Here is an 18,187-nt window from a genome sequence, read left to right as displayed (position 1 = left end):
TCACCATGTCCGGCATCACCAAGTCCTTCCCCGGCGTCCGCGCGCTCGACGGCGTGGACCTGGAGGTGCGGGCCGGTGAAGTGCACTGTCTGCTCGGACAGAACGGCGCCGGCAAGTCCACCCTCATCAAGGTGCTCGCCGGCGCCCACCAGCCCGACGGCGGTCGCATCACCTGGCGCGGCGACACCGTCACCCTGAAGTCCCCGATCGCCGCCATGCGCCTCGGCATCGCCACCATCTACCAGGAACTCGACCTGGTGGAGGGCCTGTCCGTCGCCGAGAACGTCTTCCTCGGGCACGAGCCGACCAGCGCCGGTTTCGTCGTCCGCGGCCGGCAGGCGCGCCAGGCCGCCGCCGCACTCCTGCGCCGGCTCGGCCACCCGGAGATCGACCCGGCCCGGCTCGTCGGCGAACTCTCCGCCGCCCACCAGCAGATCGTCTCCATGGCGCGCGCCCTCTCCCACGACGTACGGCTGATCGTCATGGACGAGCCGTCCGCGGCACTCGACCCCGACGAGGTCGCCAACCTCTTCCGGATCGTCGCCGACCTCACCGCCGAAGGCGTCGCCGTCGTCTACATCTCGCACCGCCTCGAAGAGATCCGGCGCATCGGCGACCGCGTCACGGTCCTGAAGGACGGCCGTGCCGTGGCGGGCGGGCTCCCGGCCAAGTCGACGCCGACCCGCGACGTCGTCGCCCTGATGACGGGCCGCAACGTCGAGTACGTCTTTCCCGAGCGGGCCCACCAAGTCTCGTCCGCCGCGCCGCTGTTGACGGTACGCGGCCTCACCCGCGCCGACGAGTTCGCGCCCGTCGACCTGGAGGTGCGGCCCGGCGAGATCGTGGGGCTCGCCGGACTCGTCGGCTCCGGGCGCTCCGAGATCCTGGAGACCGTCTACGGGGCCCGCAAGCCGGACGCCGGCCAAGTCCTCGTCGACGGGCGGCCGTTGAAGACCGGCAGCGTGCGGGCCGCCGTGCGCGCCGGGCTCGGGCTCGCCCCCGAGGAGCGCAAGGCGCAGGCCCTGCTGATGCTGGAGTCCATCACCCGGAACGTCTCCGTCTCCTCCATGTCCCGCTTCTCGCGCGGCGGCTGGCTGGACCGGGGCGCCGAGTTCACCGCCGCGCGCCGCGCCACCCGCGAGCTGTCCCTCAAGCCCGACCGGCCCTCCGCACCCGTCCGCACCCTGTCCGGCGGCAACCAGCAGAAGGCCGTCCTCGCCCGCTGGCTGCTGCGCGGCTGCCGGGTGCTGCTGCTCGACGAGCCCACCCGCGGCGTCGACGTCGGCGCCCGCGCCGAGCTGTACGCCGTGATCCGGCGGCTCGCCGACGACGGGCTCGGCGTGCTCCTCGTCTCCAGCGAGGTGCCCGAAGTCCTCGGTCTCGCCGACCGCGTCCTCGTCCTGCGCGAGGGCCGTGTCGTGCACACCGCGCCCGCGCGCGAACTCGACGAACACCGCGTACTCGACCTCGTGATGGAAGGGAGCCCGGCGTCATGACGCAGCCAGCGACACCCGCACGACAGGAAGGCGCCCAGCCGCTGCCCGACGGCGGCGGGCCCGGCAAGTCCGCGCCCGACGAGGGCGCCTGGCACGGCAGGCTCTTCCGTGCCGACGTGCGCACCCTGTCCCTGATCGGCGTCCTCGTCGCGCTCGCCCTGATCGGCGGACTCACCCAACCCGACGCGTTCCTCGCCGCCAGCAACCTCCAACTGGTCCTCACCCAGGCCTCCGTCATCGGCGTGGTCACCGTCGGCATGACGTTCGTGATCACCTCCGGCGGCATCGACCTGTCCGTCGGCGCGATCGTCGCCCTCGCCTCGGTCTGGGCCACCACCGTCGCCACCCAGGAGTACGGCTTCGCCGGCGTCCTCTTCACCGCCGTGGCCGTCGGCGTGGGCTGCGGACTCGTCAACGGCCTGCTCATCGCGTACGGCGGCATGGTGCCGTTCATCGCGACGCTCGCCATGCTGGCCTCGGCGCGCGGGCTCGCCCTGCAGATCACCGAGGGCAAGACGCAGATGGTGACCATCCCGTCCGTCCTCGACCTCGGCGGGCGCGACGCCTACCTGTTCGGGATCCCGCCGCTCGTCCTGGTCTTCGCCGCCGTCACCGTGATCGGCTGGCTGGTCCTCAACCGGACCACGTTCGGCCGCCGCACCGTCGCCGTCGGCGGCAACGCGGAGGCCGCCCGCCTCGCCGGCATCGACGTCCGCCGCCAGCGCCTCTACCTGTACCTGCTGTCCGGGCTCTGCTGCGGCATCGCCGCGTTCCTCCTCATCGTCCTCTCCGGCTCGGGCCAGAACACCAACGGCAACCTGTACGAACTGGACGCCATCGCCGCCGCGATCATCGGCGGCACCCTGCTCAGCGGCGGGCGCGGCACCATCACCGGGTCCGTGCTCGGCGTACTGATCTTCACGACGATCACCAACATCTTCGCGCTCAACAACCTGGAGAGCGCGACCCAGCAGATCGCCAAGGGCGCGATCATCGTCGCCGCGGTCCTGGTCCAGCGGCGCACGTCGCACACGCCCTGACCTCCAACTTCCGCGCCAGCACCCGCACTTCCCCGTTGCAACCGGTCTCTGTGAAGGGTTCGCCATGCCTGAAACGCCACGCCTGCCGGCCGCTGCCAGCCGCAGAAGGCTCCTCTTCGGCGCCGCCGCCGTCTCCACCGGCGCGTTCCTCACCGCCTGCACCAGCAACGAGCCGAAGGAGGGCACCGGAGGGCAGGCCGCCGACGCGCCGCTCGCCGACGACAAGCCGGGCAAGCCCGTCACCATCGGCTTCGCCGGACCACAGGCCGACCACGGCTGGCTCAACGCCATCAACGTGAACGCCAAGGAACGCGCCAAGAAGTACGAGGACGTCACCCTGGAGATCACCGAGGGCTCCAACGACACGGCCGCGCAGATCGGCCAGATCGACACCCTCATCAACAAGAAGGTCGACGTCCTCGTCATCCTCCCCGCCGACGGCAAGGCCATGACGCAGGCCGGGCTCAAGGCGATGCGGGCCGGCATCCCCGTCGTCAACCTCGACCGGATCTTCGCCAACCCGCAGGCCTACCGCTGCTGGATCGGCGGCGACAACTACGGCATGGGCCTCAACGCCGGGCACTACATCGGCGAGCAGCTCAAGGACAAGAAGAACGCCAAGGTCGTCGAGCTCGCCGGGCTGGACAACCTGGAGCTCACCAAGGAGCGCACCGAGGGCTTCGACGCGGCCCTGAAGAACTACCCGAACATCGAGAAGGTCGCCCGCCAGGCCGCCGACTTCACCGTCGAGTCCGGACAGGCCAAGATGTCCCAACTCCTGCAGGCGCAGAAGAAGTTCGACGCCCTCTGGAACCACGACGACGACCAGGGCGTGGGCGCCCTGCGCGCCATCGACCAGGCGGGCCGCGACGACTTCTTCATGGTCGGCGGGGCCGGCGCGCTCTCCGCGATGCAGGCCATCGAGTCCGGCGACAGCGTCCTCAAGGCCACCGTCCTCTACCCGCCGACGATGGCCGCGTCCGCCATCGACCTGGCCCGCGCCCTCGGCCAGAGCAAGGGCATCGGCGGCCTCGCCGAGTTCGAGATCCCGTCGTCGATCACGCTCTACTCGGCCGTCGTCACCAAGGACAACGTGAAGCAGTACCTGCCCACCGGCTTCAAGTGACCGGCCCGGCACGAGGGTTGAGCAGCACACCCCCCACCGTCGTCGACGAGGAGGCACACCGCATGCAGCACAACGGGGAGCAGGCCGAGACCGACCAGGCCGGGACGGATCAGGCCGGGGCAGGGCAGTCCGGTGAGGGGAGCGGGGCCGCGCGGCCGCGCCTGGGCGTGGGCATGGTCGGCTACGCCTTCATGGGCGCCGCGCACTCCCAGGGCTGGCGCACCGTCGGCCGCGCCTTCGACCTGCCGCTCGCCCCGCACCTGACGGCGATCTGCGGCCGGGACGGGGCCGCGGTGCGGGCCGCCGCCGACCGCCTCGGCTGGTCCCACGCCGAGACCGACTGGCGGGCCCTCCTCGACCGCGACGACGTGCAGCTCGTCGACATCTGCACGCCCGGCGACAGCCACGCCGAGATCGCGATCGCCGCCCTGGAGGCGGGCAAGCACGTGCTGTGCGAGAAGCCGCTCGCCAACACCGTGGCGGAGGCGGAGGCGATGGCGGACGCCGCCGAACGGGCCCGCGCGCGCGGCCAGTTGGCCATGGTGGGCTTCAACTACCGCCGTGTGCCCGCGATGACCCTCGCCCGGCGGATGATCGTCGAGGGCCGTCTCGGCCGCATCCGGCACGTCCGCGTCGCCTACCTCCAGGACTGGCTGGTCGACCCCGACTTCCCGCTGACCTGGCGCCTGGAGCGGGAACACGCGGGCTCGGGCGCGCTCGGCGACCTCGGCGCGCACATCGTGGACCTCGCCCAGTACGTCGCGGGTGAGCCCATCGTCGGCGTCTCCGCGATGACCGAGACCTTCGTACGGGAACGCCCGCTGCTCGCCGGTGCCTCGGCCGGGCTCGCGGCCGCCGGGGGAGCGGGGCGCGGGCCGGTCACCGTCGACGACGCGGCCGTGTTCACCGCGCGGCTCGGCTCCGGGGCGCTCGCCACGTTCGAGGCGACCCGGTTCGCGACCGGCCGGAAGAACGCGCTGCGGCTCGAAGTCAACGGCGAGAAGGGCTCGTTGGCGTTCGACCTGGAGCGGCTCAACGAGCTGTCCTTCCACGACGACACCGAGCCCGCCGCCTCGGCCGGATTCCGCCGCATCCTCGTCACCGAGGCCGACCACCCGTACCTGGAGGGCTGGTGGCCGCCCGGCCACGGACTCGGCTACGAGCACACCTTCGTGCACCAGGCCCGCGACCTCGTGCACGCCATCGCCGACGGCACCGATCCCGCGCCGTCCTTCGCCGACGGCCTCCGCGTGCAGCGGGTGCTCGCGGCGGTGGAGGAGAGCGCGGCGAAGAACTCCTCGTACACCCCGATCCCGGCACTGGAGGTTTGAGGACCCATGCCACGTTCGTTCACGCTCTTCACCGGACAGTGGGCCGACCTGCCCCTGGAGGAGGTCTGCCGGCTCGCCCGCGACTTCGGCTACGACGGCCTCGAACTCGCCTGCTGGGGCGACCACTTCGAGGTCGACAAGGCCCTCGCCGACCCGGCGTACGTCAAGGGCCGCCACCAGCTCCTGGAGAAGTACGGGCTCAAGTGCTGGGCGATCTCCAACCACCTCGTCGGCCAGGCCGTCTGCGACGCGATCATCGACGAGCGGCACCGGGCGATCCTGCCCGCCCGCATCTGGGGCGACGGCGAGGCCGAGGGCGTACGGCAGCGGGCAGCGGCGGAGATCGCGGACACGGCGCGGGCCGCGGCCGCGTTCGGCGTGGACACCGTGGTCGGCTTCACCGGCTCGGCGATCTGGCACCTTGTCGCGATGTTCCCGCCCGTCGTGCCCGGCATGATCGAGCGCGGCTACCAGGACTTCGCCGACCGCTGGAACCCGATCCTCGACGTGTTCGACGCGGAGGGCGTCCGCTTCGCCCACGAGGTCCACCCGAGCGAGATCGCGTACGACTACTGGTCCACGGTCCAGGCCCTGGAGGCGGTCGACCACCGGCCCGCGTTCGGCCTGAACTTCGACCCCTCGCATTTCGTCTGGCAGGACCTCGACCCGACGAACTTCCTCTACGACTTCCGCGACCGCATCTACCACGTCGACTGCAAGGAGGCCCGGCGCCGCCTCGACGGCCGCAACGGCCGCCTCGGCTCGCACCTGCCCTGGGGCGACCCGCGGCGCGGCTGGGACTTCGTCTCGGCCGGCCACGGCGACGTGCCCTGGGAGGACGTCTTCCGGATGCTCCGCTCGATCGGCTACGAGGGGCCGGTCTCGGTGGAGTGGGAGGACGCCGGCATGGACCGCCTCCAGGGCGCACCCGAGGCCCTGCGACGGCTGAAGGCCTTCGACTTCGAGCCGCCGACGGCTTCGTTCGACGCGGCTTTCGGGGGAGCGGAATAGTCCCCTCCCGCTCGTGTCCCGCTCGTATTCCCCTCGTACGACCACTTTGTCCAGCCCCAGGTGAAAGACCGACTCTTGTGCTGTGCAAGGGCTTTCTATCGGGGACAAACATGGCTACCTTCCCTGAGATGTAGGGAAACGAGCCCCTCCGGGGTGACGGCGCACCCCGGCGCACCGCACGTCACGTACACGCCAGGTACCACCGGCCGCATTCCGGAGGACATCCGTGCACAGAGACAGGCTCAGACTGCGCAGGACGCTCGCCCTGCTCACCGGCGCCGTCATGGCGACCGCGTCGCTCACCCTCGCCGCCCCCGCCAACGCCGTACCGGACGCGCCCAGTTCGGGCACCGCCCCGGTGGCGGAAACAGCGTCCGGGAAGGACTCCCGGAAGAAGGGCGGCAAGCCCGGCGCCGAGAACTTCCAGCAGGTCACCCTCGCCAAGGGCGAGCCCGAGATGGGCGAGCCCATGACGCTCGACGTGCTCCCCGACCGCTCCGTCCTGCACACCTCCCGGGACGGCACGCTCCGCCTCACCGACGCGGGCGGCACCACCAAGGTCGCCGGGAAGATACCCGTCTACACCCACGACGAGGAGGGCCTCCAGGGCGTCGGCGTCGACCCGAACTTCGCCCAGAACAGGGCCATTTACCTCTACTACGCCCCGCCGCTCGACACCCCGTCCGGCGACGCCCCCAACGAGGGCACCGCGGAGGACTTCGCGAAGTTCGAGGGCGTCAACCGGCTGTCCCGCTTCGTCCTCAACGAGGACGGCACCCTCGACACGGCCAGCGAGAAGAAGGTCCTCGACGTCCCCGCCAGCCGCGGCATCTGCTGCCACGTCGGCGGCGACATCGACTTCGACAAGGACGGCAACCTCTACCTGTCGACCGGCGACGACTCCAACCCCTTCGCCTCCGACGGCTTCACACCCATCGACGAGCGCCCCAACCGCAACCCGGCCTACGACGCGCAGCGCACCTCCGGCAACACCGACGACCTGCGCGGCAAGATCCTCCGCATCAAGGTCGCGGACGACGGCTCGTACACCGTCCCGGACGGCAACCTGTTCGCGAAGGGCACCGAGAAGACCCGCCCCGAGATCTACGCGATGGGCTTCCGCAACCCGTTCCGGATGAGCGTCGACAAGCCCACCGGCACCGTCTACGTCGGCGACTACGGCCCCGACTCCGGCACCGCCGACCCCAAGCGGGGCCCCGCGGGACAGGTCGAGTTCGCCCGCGTCACCAAGCCCGGCAACTTCGGCTGGCCGTACTGCACCGGCAAGAACGACGCGTACATCGACTACAACTTCGCCGACCAGACCTCCGGCGCGGCCTTCGACTGCGCCGCCCCGAAGAACGAGTCCCCGCACAACACCGGCCTCACCGACCTGCCGCCCGCCCAGGAGGCCTGGATCCCGTACGACGGCGGCTCCGTCCCCGAGTTCGGCACCGGCTCCGAGTCCCCGATGGGCGGCCCCGTCTACCGCTACGACGCCGACTCCGACTCCCAGGTGAAGTTCCCCGAGTCGTACGACGGGAACTTCTTCGCCGGTGAGTTCGGCCGCCGCTGGATCAAGCGGATCGCCGCGGACGACGCGGGCGCCGTCCAGTCCATCAACGACTTCCCGTGGACCGGCACCCAGGTCATGGACATGGACTTCGGCCCCGACGGCGCCCTCTACGTCCTCGACTACGGCACCGGCTACTTCAACGGCGACGAGAACTCCGCGCTCTACCGCATCGAGAACGCCACCGACGGCCACTCGCCCGTCGTCGAGGCCGCCGCCGACGTGACCAGCGGACAGGCCCCGCTCCAGGTGCAGTTCAAGGCCGAGGGCACCGACGCCGACGGCGACAAGCTCACGTACAGCTGGGACTTCGGGGACGGCGGCACCTCCACCGAGCAGAACCCGACGCACACCTTCGAGAAGAACGGCGTCTACTCGGCGACCGTCACCGCGAAGGACAAGACCGGCCGCACCGGCTCGGCCAGCGCCCACGTCACCGTCGGCAACACCGCGCCGACCGTGAAGCTCGAACTGCCCGCCGACGGCCAGCTGTTCAGCTTCGGCGACGCCGTGCCGTTCAAGGTCACCGTCACCGACCCGGAGGACGGCACGATCGACTGCTCCAAGGTGAAGGTCACACACATCCTCGGCCACGACAGCCACGGCCACCCGGTGACCTCCGCCAACGGCTGCGAGGGCACCATCCAGACCTCCGCCGACGGCGAGCACGACCCGAACGCCAACATCTTCGGGGTCTTCGACGCCGAGTACACCGACCAGGGCGCGAACGGCCAGCCCGCCCTGACCACCCACGACCAGAACGTCGTCCAGCCCAAGCACCGGCAGGCCGAGCACTTCGACGACAGCCAGGGCGTGAACGTCGTCAGCCACGGCACCGCGCACGGCGGCAAGGCCGTCGGCGACGTCAACAGCGGCGACTGGATCTCCTTCAAGCCGTACGTCCTCGGCAACGCCACCAAGATCACCGCCCGCGTCGCCTCCGGCGGAACCGGCGGCACCCTCGAAGTCCGCGCCGGCGCCCCCGACGGCACCCTCCTCGGCACGGCCCAGGTCGCCCCGACCGGCGGCTGGGACACCTACGCCGACGTCAGCGCCGACCTGAGCGGAGCAAACGCCGAATCGACCACGCTCTACCTGGTCTTCAAGGGCGAGGGCACCGGCGCCCTGTACGACATCGACGACTTCGCCTTCACCACCGGCTGACCCAGCGAGCAGCGAAAGGGAGTGACCGCAATGCGCACACGAGCCCGACTGCTCACCGCCACGGCGACGGCCGCCCTGCTCATCGGCACCGTCACCGGACCGGCAGCCTCCACACCGGACCGGGACTCCGGTTCTCGGCCCGGCAACTCCGGGGGGCCCGGCAAGCCCGGCAAGGACGGTGAGAACGTCCTCGTCTTCTCCAAGACCGCCGGTTTCCGGCACGACTCCATCCCCGAGGGCATCGCCACCGTCAAGGAACTCGGCGCCGCCCACGGCTTCACCGTCGACGCCACCGAGGACGCCGGCGCCTTCACCCCCGGCAACCTCGCCAAGTACGACGCCGTCGTCTGGCTCTCCACGACGGGGGACGTCCTGAACGCGGAGCAGCAGTCCGCCTTCGAGAAGTACGTCAAGTCCGGCGGCGGCTACGTGGGCGTCCACGCCGCCGCCGACACCGAGTACGACTGGCCGTTCTACGGCGAGCTCGCCGGGGCCTACTTCCAGTCCCACCCGCACATCCAGCCCGCCGAGGTCGACGTCGAGGACCACGCCCACGCCGCGACCGCCCACCTCGGCCCCACCTGGAACCGCACCGACGAGTGGTACAACTACCGCTCCAACCCCCGCGAGCGCGCCCGCGTCCTCGCCTCCCTCGACGAGTCCTCGTACCTCGGCGGCACCATGAACGGCGACCATCCCATCGCCTGGTGCCAGGAGTTCGACGGGGGCCGCTCCTTCTACACCGGCGGCGGCCACACCAAGGAGTCGTACGCCGAACCCGCCTTCAAGCAGCACCTGTTGGGCGGCATCCGCTACGCCACCGGCGCCGTGAACGCCGACTGCCGGCCCGAACAGGGCTACACCAAGCTGTTCGACGGCACCTCCGTGGACGGCTGGCAGCAGGCCGGCCCCGGCTCCTTCGAGCTGAAGGACGGCACGCTCACCTCCGTCGGCGGCATGGGCATGCTCTGGTACTCCGCCAAGGAGTTCGGCTCGTACTCCCTGAAGCTCGACTGGAAGATGTCCGGGGACGACAACTCCGGGATCTTCATCGGCTTCCCGCCCTCCGACGACCCCTGGTCGGCGGTGAACAACGGCTACGAGATCCAGATCGACGCCACCGACGTCCCGGAGAAGACCACGGGCTCGGTGTACGGCTTCAAGTCCGCCGACATCGAGGCCCGTGACAAGGCGCTCAACCCGCCGGGAGAGTGGAACACGTACGAACTCCGCGTCGAGGGCGAGCGCCTGCAGCTCTGGCTCAACGGCGTGAAGATCAACGACTACACGAACACCGATCCGGCACGGAGCCTGGCCCAGGGCCACATCGGCATCCAGAACCACGGAGACGGGGACGACGTGTCGTTCCGCGACATCCGGGTGAAGGAACTCGCGGGTGCGGCCGGGGAGTCGAGCGCGGCGCCCGGCACGTCCGGGGAGTCCGGGGCTTCTGGGTCCTCCGGGGCCTCCGGGGCCTCCCGGGCGTCCGGCTCGTCCCGGGGCTGACGGCTCCGGTTGTGCACGCCCGCGCCCTGACCGGGGGCGCGGGCCGTCGAACGGCGGCGGGCGGGGGACGCCGGACCTCCGCCCGCCGTCTCCACCCACCCAAGGAGGCTGTGCCGTGACCCCTTCGTCCTCGCCCACTCCTGTCCCCTCCTACGGCGTCTGGCTGATCGGCGCCCGCGGCTCGGTCGCCACCACGGCGGTCGCGGGAAGCGCGGCGGTGGCAGCCGGACTCCACCCGGCGACCGGCATGGTGACGGAGACACCTCCCTTCGCCGAGTCCGGCCTGCCACCCCTCGGCTCCCTCGTCTTCGGCGGCCACGACACCGTCGAGTGCCCGCTGCCCAAACGCGCCGAGGAACTCGCCGCCGGGGGAGTCCTGCCGCACGGCCTCCCCGCCGCGGTACGCGCCGAACTCGCCGCCGCCGACGCCGAGATCAGGCCCGGCGGGCCGGTCGGCGGCGACACACGGTCCGACGACGAGCTGATCGCCGCCTTCGCCGCCGACATCCGCGACTTCACCCGCCGCCACGGCCTCGCCCGCACCGTCGTCGTCAACGTCGCCTCCACCGAAGCGGTCCCGGCCCCGGGCGACCCCCGCCTCCCCGCCAGCTCCCTCTACGCGGCGGCCGCCCTCCGCGCCGGCTGCCCGTACGTCAACTTCACCCCCTCCACGGGCCTGCACCACCCCTCGCTCGCCGCCCGGGCCGCTTCGTCGGGCGTCCCCCACGCCGGGCGCGACGGCAAGACCGGCCAGACCCTGCTCCGGGCCGTGCTCGCGCCGATGTTCCTGCAGCGAGCCCTCGACGTCCGCGCCTGGTCCGGCACGAACCTCCTCGGCGGCGGCGACGGCGCGGCCCTCGCCGACCCGGGCGCGGCCGCCGCGAAGAACGCCGGGAAGGAACGTGTCCTCTCCGACGTCCTCGGCGCCGCCCCGCAGGGCGAGGTCCACATCGACGACGTACCTGCCCTCGGCGACTGGAAGACCGCCTGGGACCACATCGCCTTCGACGGCTTCCTCGGCTCCCGCATGGTCCTCCAGACCATCTGGCAGGGCTGCGACTCGGCCCTCGCCGCCCCCCTCGTCCTCGACCTCGCCCGCCTTCTCGCCCGCGCCGCCGACCTCGAACTCGCCGGTCCACGCCCCGAGTTGGGCTTCTACTTCAAGGACCCGGACGGCGGCTCCTCCGCGCTTGGCGAGCAGTACGCGGAGTTGGTGCGCTTCGCCGCACGGCTCGCGGCCGGGGCCGGGGCCGGGCAGGGCCGACGTGAGCAGCGGGATCAGCGGGAGCAGCGGGATCAGCGGGGGGAGCGGTGAGGGGGTTGTTGCGGGTCGTGGGGGGTACCGAGGCCGGCGGTCGGCGCGCTGGGTCCGACGGCCGCGCGGTCGGCCCCGTGGGACGTACGGCGGGTACTGCGGGCACTGTGGGTACGGCGGGCGCGGCGAGCTCGTCCGGCGGTGCTCGGCGGGCGCCGCTCGGGCGGGCGCGTGACTGGGCCGAACTCCTGCGGGTCTCCGCCCTGTTCACCGTCCCCGGCGACGCCCTCGCCGGCGCCGCCGCCCTCGGCGCCCGCCCCAACCGGTACACCCTCGCCGCCATCGGCTGCTCCCTCTGCCTCTACGAGGCCGGCATGGCCCTCAACGACTGGGCGGACCACGCCGAGGACGCCGTCGACCGCCCCCACCGCCCCCTCCCCTCCGGCCGCATCCCGCCCACCGCGGCCCTCGCGGCGGCAGGCGCCCTGACCGCCGCCGGTCTCGCCCTGGCCGCCCGCGCAGGACGCCCGGCCCTGACGGTGGCGAGCCTCCTCGCCGGTTCGGTCTGGGCGTACGACCTGAAGCTCAAGCACACGCCCGCCGGCCCGGCGACGATGGCCGCCGCGCGGGGCCTGGACCTGCTCCTCGGCGCGGTGGCTTCCGGAAGGGGGGCCGGGGCTGAGGTCAGGAGCGTTCAGCGCGCCCTGCCTTCCTCCGCCGTGCTCGCCGCGCACACCTTCGCCGTCACGACCGTCTCCCGCCGCGAGGCCCAGGGCGGCTCCACCCTCGTACCACTCGCGGCCCTCGCCACAACTTCCGTACTGGGGCGGATAGTTGCTACCGGTTCCGGTTCCGGTTCCGGTGCCGGTTCCGGTGCCGCTACCGCCGGTGCCGCTGACGGCGGTGCCGGGGGCAAGGGCGGCGTCGGTGGCGGAGGGGCGGGGGAGAGGGGTGAGGCGCTGCGCGTACCGTCCGCGCTCGGCCCGCCCGGACCCGGTGCCCTCGGTCTGCCCGGACCCGGTGCCCTCGGTCTGCCCGGGCCCGGTGTCCTCGGTCTGCCCGGGCCCGCCACGCTGCGGCTCGCCCCGCGCCATCTGCTCGGCGCCGCGTACGTCGCCACCGCTGCCCGGCCCCTCCTGCACGCCGCCCTGAACCCCTCCCCGCAACTCACCCAACGCGCCGTCGGCGGCGGTATCCGCGCCATGATCCCCCTCCAAGCCGCCCTCGCCGCCCGTACCGGCTCCCTCGGTACCGCCCTCGCCACGCTGTCCCTCGCCCCGATAGCCCGCCGCCTCGGCAGGAAGGTGAGCGCCACATGACCCTCCGCTTCGGCTACGGCACCAACGGCCTCACCGACCTCCGTCTCGACGACGCCCTCGGCCTCCTCTCCGACCTCGGCTACGACGGCCTCGGCCTCACCCTCGACCACATGCACCTCGACCCCCTGGCCCCCGACCTGCCCCGACGCACCCGCAGCGTCGGCCGCCGACTGGAGCAACTCGGCCTCTCCGTCACCGTGGAGACCGGCGCCCGGTACATCCTGGACGCCCGCCGCAAGCACGGCCCCTCCCTCCTCGACCCCGACCCGGACGCCCGGGCCGCCCGCGTACGGCTACTGCTGCGCGCCGTCCAGGTCGCCGCCGACCTGAACGCCCACGCCGTCCACTGCTTCAGCGGCACCCTCCCGCCGGGCACGGACGCCGACACCGGCTGGCAGCGCCTCGCCGCGGCCATGGAGCCGGTGGTCGCCGCCGCCACCGAGGCCGGCGTCCCCCTGGCCGTCGAACCCGAACCCGGCCACCTCCTCTCCTGCCTCGCCGACTTCCACCGGCTCCGCCGCGCCCTCGACGACCCGGACGCCCTCGGGCTCACCCTCGACATCGGCCACTGCCAGTGCCTGGAGCCCGAACCGCCCGCCGCCTGCGTCACCGCGGCCGCCCCGTGGCTACGGCACGTGCAGATCGAGGACATGCGTCGCGGCGTCCACGAACACCTCCCCTTCGGTACCGGCGAGATCGACTTCCCGCCCGTCCTCGCCGCCCTCGCCGCCACCGGCTACCAGGGCCTGACCGTCGTCGAACTGCCCCGCCACTCGCACGCCGGGCCCCAACTCGCCGAGGAATCCCTCCACTTCCTGCGCCGAGCAGCAACCGCGGCGGCCGCCCGAGCCGAAGCCCCCGCAGCTTCCCCGGCGCCGGGCAGCCGCACCCCGGCCGCCCCGCCCCCGCTCCTCACCTCCGTACCGGGACAAGGAGGACCCCAGTGACCGACCGCGCCGCCGCACTGCGCGCCGCCCTCGACGACCCGGCCCGCGCCTGGCTCGACCGAGCACTGGACCAGGCCACGGCCCACGCCAAGTCAGCCCACGCCACGCCCACCCACGCCAAGTCGGCCGCAGCCGAGCCCGCCCACGCCCAGTCGGACCTCGTCGAGCCCGCCCTCGTCGAGCCCGCCCACGACGAGTCGGACCTCGTCGAACCCGTAAACGGCGGGGCTCCGCAACCGCCGCCTTCCCTTTGGGAGTTGAGGTTCGCCGAGGCAGGGCGCCGCTGCGGTGCCGCTCACGCTGACGCCGCCCGGATCCTGCTGCTGCAGGCCGCCGAGGCCGACCTGCCCACGCTGACCCGCCTCTACCAGCAGGGCACCGCCGACGAACGCCGTGCCGTCCTCCTCTCCCTGCCTCGTCTCGTCCACGGCCCACAGGCCCTCCCCCTGACCGAGGACGCGCTGCGCACCAACGACCCCCGCCTGGTCGCCGCAGCCGTCGGCCCGTACGCCGGAGAGCATCTCGACGCCCACGGCTGGCGGCACGCGATCCTCAAGTGCCTGTTCATCGGCGTACCGGTCGAGTCCGTCGCCGCCCTGCCCACGCGCGCGCCCGGCGACGCCGAACTCGCCCGCATGCTCCGCGACTACGCGGCCGAACGCTCCGCCGCGGGCCGGCCGGTCCCCGACGATCTCCACCGCGTCCTCGGCCTCACCCAGGCCCCGGGCGAGGGCCACGCACCCCGCAAGGAGTCCTGATGCGCATCTTCGACCCGCACATCCACATGACGTCCCGGACCACCGACGACTACGAAGCCATGTACGCCGCGGGGGTGCGCGCGGTCGTGGAGCCCGCGTTCTGGCTCGGCCAGCCGCGCACGTCCCCGGCCTCGTTCTACGACTACTTCGACGCCCTCCTCGGCTGGGAGCCGTTCCGCGCCGCGCAGTACGGCATAGCCCACCACTGCACGATCGCCCTCAACCCGAAGGAGGCCAACGACCCCCGCTGCACCCCCGTCCTGGACCAACTGCCGCGCTATCTCGTCAAGGACGGTGTCGTCGCGGTCGGCGAGATCGGCTACGACTCCATGACCCCGGCCGAGGACCGGGCCCTGGCCGCTCAACTGCAGCTCGCCGCGGACCACGAACTCCCCGCGCTCGTGCACACCCCGCACCGCGACAAGCTCGCCGGCCTGCGCCGCACCCTCGACGTCGTCGCCGAGTCGGCGCTCGACCCCGAGTGGGTCCTCCTCGACCACCTCAACGAGACCACCGTCAAGGAGGCCAAGGACGCGGGCTGCTGGCTCGGCTTCTCCGTCTATCCCGACACCAAGATGGACGAGGACCGGATGGTCGCGATCCTGCAGAGCCACGGCCCCGAGAAGGTCCTCGTCAACTCGGCCGCCGACTGGGGCAGAAGCGACCCCCTGAAGACCCGCAAGGTCGCCGAGGCCATGCTCGCCGCCGGGTTCTCCGCCGACGACGTCGACCAGGTGCTGTGGCGCAACCCCGTCGCCTTCTACGGCCTCAGCGGACGCCTCGTCCTCGACCCACCCGGCAAGGACACCCCGGCCACCCACGAAGGGAACTCCATCCTGCGCGGAGGGGAGTGACGCATGCGCTTCCGGCACCCCGACGGCTCCACGGTGCACCTCGCCTACTGCACCAACGTCCATCCCGCCGAGACCCTCGACGGTGTCCGCGCCCAACTGCGCGAGCACTGCGAACCCGTCCGCAGACGCCTCGGCCGCGACCGCCTCGGCATCGGCCTGTGGCTGGCCCGCGACGCCGCCCGTGCCCTGACCTCCGACCCGGCCGCCCTGCGCGAACTCCGCGCCGACCTCGACCGGCGCGGCCTCGAAGTGGTCACCCTCAACGGCTTCCCGTACGAGGGATTCGGCGCCGACGAGGTCAAGTACCGCGTCTACAAGCCGGACTGGACCGACGCCGAACGCCTCACCCACACCACCGACCTGGCCCGGCTGCTCACCGCGCTGCTGCCCGACGACGTCAGGGAGGGCAGCATCTCCACCCTGCCGCTCGCCTGGCGCACCCCGTTCACCGAGCAGGACGCGGCGGCCGCCCGCACCGCCCTCGTCACCCTCGCCGAACGGCTCGACGCCCTGGAGGAGCTCACCGGCCGCTCCATCCGCATCGGCCTCGAACCCGAGCCGGGCTGCATCGTCGAGACCACCGCCGACGCCATCGCCCCGCTCACCGCCGTACGCGAGGAGATCCGCCGCCGCGCATCCCCCTCCGCCCCGGCGACCGCCGCCCCCGAGCCTGCCGCCGCGCCGCACACCCGCCAGGACCCGGTCGAGGCCACGCGCCCCCAGCACGCCGCGCACCCGACCCAACCTGCTGCGCAGCCACTTGAAGCAGCCCCAGCCGCGGCTGCCACCGCCGACCGCATCGGCATCTGCATCGACACCTGTCATCTCGCCACCTCCTTCGAAGATCCCCACACCGCTCTCGACGCCCTGGACGCGGCCGGCATCACCGTGCCCAAGGTCCAGCTGTCCGCCGCACTGCACGCCGAACAGCCCCAACTGCCCGAAGTCCGCAAGGCGTTGGCCGCCTTCGACGAGCCCCGGTTCCTGCACCAGACCCGCACCCGCGCCGCCGGAACCCTGCACGGCACCGACGACCTCGGCCCCGCCCTGTCCGGCGGCACCCTGCCCGACACCGCCCCGTGGCGCTCCCACTTCCACGTGCCGCTGCACGCCGCGCCCGCGCCCCCGCTCACCTCCACGCTCCCCGTGCTGCGCGCGGCCCTGGCCCGCCTCGTCGGCGGCGCCCACCCGCGCACCCGTCACCTCGAGGTCGAGACGTACACCTGGCAGGCCCTGCCCGCCGACCTGCGGCCCCGGGCCCGCAGCCGGCTCATCGACGGCATCGCCGCCGAACTCACCCTCGCCCGCGATCTCCTCGTCGACCTCGGCCTCAAGGAACTGCCATGACGCACCCGCCCGCCCCGGCCGCCGAGCCCACCCCGCTTCTCGTCCTCGACGTCGTCGGACTCACCCCCCGTCTTCTCGCCCACATGCCGCGCCTCAAGGCCCTCGCCGAGGGCGGCTCCCGTGCCGAACTCGGCACCGTGCTGCCCGCGGTGACCTGCGCCGCCCAGTCCACCTTCCTCACCGGAGCACCGCCCGCCGAGCACGGCATCGTCGGCAACGGCTGGTACTTCCGCGAGCTCGGCGACGTACTCCTGTGGCGCCAGCACAACGGCCTCGTCTCCGGCGACAAGCTCTGGGACGCCGCCCGCCGCGCCCACCCCGGCTACACGGTCGCCAACATCTGCTGGTGGTACGCCATGGGCGCCGACACCGACTTCACCGTCACCCCCCGTCCCGTCTACTACGCCGACGGCCGCAAGGAACCCGACTGCTACACCCGGCCCCCGGCCCTGCACGACGAACTCACCGAGAGACTCGGCACGTTCCCCCTCTTCCACTTCTGGGGCCCCGGCGCCGACATCGTCTCCTCGCAGTGGATCGTCGACGCCACCCGCCACATCATCGACACCCGCAGCCCCGACCTGGCGCTCTGCTACCTCCCCCATCTCGACTACGACCTGCAGCGCTACGGTCCCGACGATCCGCGCTCCCACAAGGCCGCCACCGACCTCGACCGGACCCTGGCCCCCCTCCTCGACGACGCCGCCCGCGAGGGCCGCACCGTCGTCGCGCTCTCCGAGTACGGCATCACCAAGGTCAGCCGCACCGTCGACATCAACCGCGCCCTGCGCCGCGCCGGGCTGCTCGAGGTCCACACCCAGGACGGCATGGAGTACCTCGACCCGATGGCGTCCCGTGCCTTCGCCGTCGCCGACCACCAGATCGCCCATGTCTACGTACGCCGCCCGGAAGATCTCGACGCCGCTCGTGAGGCACTCCAAGGCCTGGCGGGAATCGATCAACTCCTGGACGACGAGGGCAAGAAGGAGTACGGCCTCGACCACCCCCGCTCCGGCGAACTCGTCGCCGTCGCGGAGCCGGACGCCTGGTTCACGTACTACTACTGGCTCGACGACGCGCGGGCGCCTGACTTCGCGCAGCTCGTGGAGATCCACCGCAAGCCGGGCTACGACCCGGTCGAGCTGTTCATGGACCCCCTCGACCCGTATGTGAAGGTCAAGGCCGCGAAGGCGCTCGCGCGCAAGAAACTCGGGATGCGCTACCGCATGGCGGTGGTGCCTCTGGATCCCTCACCTATTCGCGGCAGCCATGGGCGCCTTCCCGACGACCCGAACGACGGTCCGCTCATCCTGTGCTCCACCCCCCGCGCTGTCACCGGCCCTCTCCGGGCCACCGATGTGAAGTCCCTGCTGCTTCGGCTCGCCGGTCTGCACTCCTGACCGGCGGCTGAGGACAACTCAACCAGACACCACTGACAACGCCCGTTGACCACGAGGAGT

General features: G+C 72.3%; 14 protein-coding genes. All 14 read left to right on the top strand.

Going from position 1 to position 18,187, the window contains the following annotated elements:
* Window positions 1–5 precede the first annotated feature (5 nt).
* On the top strand, window positions 6–1,496 hold the full coding sequence (locus ACIDOF_RS24745) for a sugar ABC transporter ATP-binding protein (RefSeq protein WP_409008295.1): 1,491 nt from the start codon (window positions 6–8) through the stop codon (window positions 1,494–1,496).
* Window positions 1,493–2,536: an ABC transporter permease gene (locus ACIDOF_RS24740; protein WP_409008261.1), complete on the top strand. Its 1,044-nt coding sequence runs from the start codon at window positions 1,493–1,495 to the stop codon at window positions 2,534–2,536. Before ACIDOF_RS24745 ends, ACIDOF_RS24740 begins: the two co-directional genes overlap by 4 nt.
* Before the next feature lie 64 nt (window positions 2,537–2,600).
* Window positions 2,601–3,662, top strand: coding sequence for a substrate-binding domain-containing protein (locus tag ACIDOF_RS24735; protein ID WP_409008260.1), 1,062 nt, complete (start codon window positions 2,601–2,603; stop codon window positions 3,660–3,662).
* 62 nt (window positions 3,663–3,724) lie between these two features.
* Window positions 3,725–4,993, top strand: a complete 1,269-nt coding sequence (locus ACIDOF_RS24730) for a Gfo/Idh/MocA family protein (protein ID WP_409008294.1) — start codon at window positions 3,725–3,727, stop codon at window positions 4,991–4,993.
* Between the two features lie 6 nt (window positions 4,994–4,999).
* Entirely contained in the window at window positions 5,000–6,004 is a 1,005-nt protein-coding gene (locus ACIDOF_RS24725) for a sugar phosphate isomerase/epimerase family protein (protein ID WP_409008259.1), read from the top strand.
* 226 nt (window positions 6,005–6,230) lie between these two features.
* On the top strand, window positions 6,231–8,741 hold the full coding sequence (locus tag ACIDOF_RS24720; RefSeq protein ID WP_409008258.1) for a PQQ-dependent sugar dehydrogenase: 2,511 nt from the start codon (window positions 6,231–6,233) through the stop codon (window positions 8,739–8,741).
* A gap of 30 nt (window positions 8,742–8,771) precedes the next feature.
* Window positions 8,772–10,247, top strand: a complete 1,476-nt coding sequence (locus ACIDOF_RS24715; protein ID WP_409008257.1) for a ThuA domain-containing protein — start codon at window positions 8,772–8,774, stop codon at window positions 10,245–10,247.
* A gap of 115 nt (window positions 10,248–10,362) precedes the next feature.
* Window positions 10,363–11,562: an inositol-3-phosphate synthase gene (locus ACIDOF_RS24710; protein ID WP_409008256.1), complete on the top strand. Its 1,200-nt coding sequence runs from the start codon at window positions 10,363–10,365 to the stop codon at window positions 11,560–11,562.
* A gap of 107 nt (window positions 11,563–11,669) precedes the next feature.
* The gene (locus tag ACIDOF_RS24705; protein WP_409008255.1) at window positions 11,670–12,821 is read left to right on the top strand and encodes an SCO3242 family prenyltransferase; all 1,152 of its coding nucleotides are present in this window, start codon (window positions 11,670–11,672) and stop codon (window positions 12,819–12,821) included.
* A complete protein-coding gene (locus tag ACIDOF_RS24700; protein ID WP_409008254.1) occupies window positions 12,818–13,768 on the top strand; it encodes a sugar phosphate isomerase/epimerase family protein in 951 nt (316 codons plus the stop codon). The genes ACIDOF_RS24705 and ACIDOF_RS24700 overlap by 4 nt, the downstream gene beginning before the upstream one ends.
* Window positions 13,765–14,526, top strand: coding sequence for an EboA domain-containing protein (locus ACIDOF_RS24695; RefSeq protein ID WP_409008253.1), 762 nt, complete (start codon window positions 13,765–13,767; stop codon window positions 14,524–14,526). Before ACIDOF_RS24700 ends, ACIDOF_RS24695 begins: the two co-directional genes overlap by 4 nt.
* A complete protein-coding gene (locus ACIDOF_RS24690) occupies window positions 14,526–15,380 on the top strand; it encodes a TatD family hydrolase (RefSeq protein ID WP_409008252.1) in 855 nt (284 codons plus the stop codon). Before ACIDOF_RS24695 ends, ACIDOF_RS24690 begins: the two co-directional genes overlap by 1 nt.
* 3 nt (window positions 15,381–15,383) lie before the next feature.
* Window positions 15,384–16,727 (top strand): metabolite traffic protein EboE, encoded by a 1,344-nt coding sequence (gene eboE / locus ACIDOF_RS24685; protein WP_409008251.1) that lies wholly within the window; start codon window positions 15,384–15,386, stop codon window positions 16,725–16,727.
* Window positions 16,724–18,127: an alkaline phosphatase family protein gene (locus tag ACIDOF_RS24680; protein ID WP_409008250.1), complete on the top strand. Its 1,404-nt coding sequence runs from the start codon at window positions 16,724–16,726 to the stop codon at window positions 18,125–18,127. The genes eboE and ACIDOF_RS24680 overlap by 4 nt, the downstream gene beginning before the upstream one ends.
* The last annotated feature ends 60 nt before the right edge of the window (window positions 18,128–18,187 follow it).

The sequence above is a fragment of the Streptomyces sp. Da 82-17 genome (assembly GCF_046098215.1).
Taxonomy (GTDB): Bacteria; Actinomycetota; Actinomycetes; order Streptomycetales; family Streptomycetaceae; genus Streptomyces.
This window is presented reverse-complemented; position numbering and strand designations above follow the sequence as displayed.

What these genes read in the sequence shown, in the direction of transcription:
- ACIDOF_RS24745 (WP_409008295.1), top strand. Translation starts at nt 6, where the DNA reads ATGTCCGGCATCACCAAGTCCTTCCCCGGCGTCCGCGCGCTCGACGGC.
- ACIDOF_RS24740 (WP_409008261.1), top strand. Translation starts at nt 1,493, where the DNA reads ATGACGCAGCCAGCGACACCCGCACGACAGGAAGGCGCCCAGCCGCTG.
- ACIDOF_RS24735 (WP_409008260.1), top strand. Translation starts at nt 2,601, where the DNA reads ATGCCTGAAACGCCACGCCTGCCGGCCGCTGCCAGCCGCAGAAGGCTC.
- ACIDOF_RS24730 (WP_409008294.1), top strand. Translation starts at nt 3,725, where the DNA reads ATGCAGCACAACGGGGAGCAGGCCGAGACCGACCAGGCCGGGACGGAT.
- ACIDOF_RS24725 (WP_409008259.1), top strand. Translation starts at nt 5,000, where the DNA reads ATGCCACGTTCGTTCACGCTCTTCACCGGACAGTGGGCCGACCTGCCC.
- ACIDOF_RS24715 (WP_409008257.1), top strand. Translation starts at nt 8,772, where the DNA reads ATGCGCACACGAGCCCGACTGCTCACCGCCACGGCGACGGCCGCCCTG.
- ACIDOF_RS24700 (WP_409008254.1), top strand. Translation starts at nt 12,818, where the DNA reads ATGACCCTCCGCTTCGGCTACGGCACCAACGGCCTCACCGACCTCCGT.
- ACIDOF_RS24690 (WP_409008252.1), top strand. Translation starts at nt 14,526, where the DNA reads ATGCGCATCTTCGACCCGCACATCCACATGACGTCCCGGACCACCGAC.
- eboE (WP_409008251.1), top strand. Translation starts at nt 15,384, where the DNA reads ATGCGCTTCCGGCACCCCGACGGCTCCACGGTGCACCTCGCCTACTGC.
- ACIDOF_RS24680 (WP_409008250.1), top strand. Translation starts at nt 16,724, where the DNA reads ATGACGCACCCGCCCGCCCCGGCCGCCGAGCCCACCCCGCTTCTCGTC.